We start from the raw sequence: 2,500 nt of genomic DNA on the forward strand, positions 1-2,500 counted from the left end.
CTTACCCGACAAGGAATTTCGCTACCTTAGGACCGTTATAGTTACGGCCGCCGTTTACTGGGACTTCGATCAAGAGCTTGCACCCCATCAATTAATCTTCCAGCACCGGGCAGGCGTCACACCCTATACGTCCACTTTCGTGTTTGCAGAGTGCTGTGTTTTTAATAAACAGTCGCAGCCACCAATTTTTTGCAACCCATTCGTGCTCAGATGTTCTCATCACACTACTAGGGCACACCTTCTTCCGAAGTTACGGTGTCAATTTGCCGAGTTCCTTCTCCTGAGTTCTCTCAAGCGCCTTAGAATACTCATCTCGCGCACCAGTGTCGGTTTGCGGTACGGTCAATTACAAGCTGAAGCTTAGTGGCTTTTCCTGGGACCTCGTTCAGTTACTTCGCGAGCAAGCTCGCTCGATCAACAGCCTCGGTATATGACACGCGGATTTGCCTACGTGTCGCCTACATCTGTCTAAACCGGCACATCCAACAGCCGGATAACCTATTAAGATCCGTCCCCACATCGCACTTGTAATCGGTACAGGAATATTGACCTGTTTCCCATCAGCTACGCATCTCTGCCTCGCCTTAGGGGCCGACTCACCCTACGCCGATGAACGTTGCGTAGGAAACCTTGCGCTTACGGCGAGGGGGCTTTTCACCCCCTTTAACGCTACTCATGTCAGCATTCGCACTTCTGATACCTCCAGCATCCTTTACAAGACACCTTCACAGGCTTACAGAACGCTCTCCTACCACTTGCAATAAATTGCAAATCCGCAGCTTCGGTAACTGGCTTAGCCCCGTTACATCTTCCGCGCAGGACGACTCGATCAGTGAGCTATTACGCTTTCTTTAAATGATGGCTGCTTCTAAGCCAACATCCTGACTGTTTTAGCCTTCCCACTTCGTTTCCCACTTAGCCCGTTTTAGGGACCTTAGCTGGCGGTCTGGGTTGTTTCCCTCTTGAGTCCGGACGTTAGCACCCGGTGCTCTGTCTCCCAAGCTGTACTCGTCAGTATTCGGAGTTTGCCTTGGTTTGGTAAGTCGCCATGACCCCCTAGCCAAAACAGTGCTCTACCCCCGACGGTAATACTTGAGGCACTACCTAAATAGTTTTCGGAGAGAACCAGCTATTTCCAAGTTTGTTTAGCCTTTCACCCCTATCCACAGCTCATCCGCTAGTTTTGCAACACTAGTCGGTTCGGACCTCCAGTACCTGTTACGGCACCTTCATCCTGGCCATGGATAGATCACTTGGTTTCGGGTCTACACCCAGCGACTGAATCGCCCTATTCGGACTCGATTTCTCTACGGCTTCCCTATTCGGTTAACCTTGCCACTGAATGTAAGTCGCTGACCCATTATACAAAAGGTACGCAGTCACCCCTTTCGAGGCTCCTACTTTTTGTAAGCACGCGGTTTCAGGATCTATTTCACTCCCCTCCCGGGGTTCTTTTCGCCTTTCCCTCACGGTACTTGTTCACTATCGGTCGATGATGAGTATTTAGCCTTGGAGGATGGTCCCCCCATATTCAGACAGGATTTCTCGTGTCCCGCCCTACTTGTCGTTAGCTCAGTACCACACAGGTCTTTTCACGTACGGGGCTATCACCCGCTATGGCCGCCCTTTCCAAGGCGTTCCGTTAAGTCTTGTGCTATCACTAACAGGCTCTTCCGATTTCGCTCGCCACTACTTTCGGAATCTCGGTTGATGTCTTTTCCTCGAGCTACTGAGATGTTTCAGTTCACCCGGTTCGCCTCGCATGACTATGTATTCATCATGCGATACCTACTGCTAGGTGGGTTTCCCCATTCGGAAATCTCCGGATCAAAGCTTATTTGCCAGCTCCCCGAAGCTTATCGCAGGCTATCACGTCCTTCGTCGCCTATCATCGCCAAGGCATCCACCACGTGCTCTTATTCACTTGACCCTATAACTTTGACGTCTCACCAAGTCGTTCAACCCAGTAAAACACAAAATCACATCAAGCAAATGTCTGCCAGGTCTTTCACCTGACGCGTTATGCCGTTTCAATTCATATCTTTCGATCAAATTGAATATTCGTTGACGCAATCAAAAATTCTTGTTGCTGATGGCACGGTGCACATGAAACCTTTACGAATATGTGCTTTCCATCAGCAACGCTGATTCGACTCTATGAATTTTTAAAGAACAGCCGTGATCACCCGAAGGCAATCTGTTGATCGATAGATACCGATCAACATCAAAACACCCTGAAGACAGGATGCTTTGATGTTGAAACAGACAAGTGGTTGCAAAGAACAGCCAGAATTGGGTGGTGGAGGATGACGGGATCGAACCGACGACCCCCTGCTTGCAAAGCAGGTGCTCTCCCAGCTGAGCTAATCCCCCAGGATGTCTTGAACTCATTGGAGGGGATGGTGGGTCTGGTTGGTCTCGAACCAACGACCCCCGCCTTATCAAGACGGTGCTCTAACCAACTGAGCTACAGACCCAAGCCGGTCGCTTGATCTCCCCA

2 tRNA genes and 1 rRNA gene (1 of these 3 only partly in view) are annotated in these 2,500 nt (G+C 50.0%); all 3 read right to left on the minus strand.

The window, feature by feature from the left end:
- Nucleotides 1-1,930: ribosomal RNA gene (locus F9Z44_RS18785) — 23S ribosomal RNA — on the minus strand; it reaches 949 nt to the left of the window's first position.
- A 367-nt stretch (nucleotides 1,931-2,297) separates the two neighbouring features.
- Nucleotides 2,298-2,373: transfer RNA gene (locus tag F9Z44_RS18790), tRNA-Ala, on the minus strand.
- Between the two features lie 27 nt (nucleotides 2,374-2,400).
- A tRNA-Ile gene (locus F9Z44_RS18795) sits at nucleotides 2,401-2,477 on the minus strand.
- Nucleotides 2,478-2,500 lie beyond the last annotated feature (23 nt).

Source organism: Hydrogenophaga sp. PBL-H3 (assembly GCF_010104355.1).
Lineage (GTDB): Bacteria > Pseudomonadota > Gammaproteobacteria > Burkholderiales > Burkholderiaceae_C > Hydrogenophaga.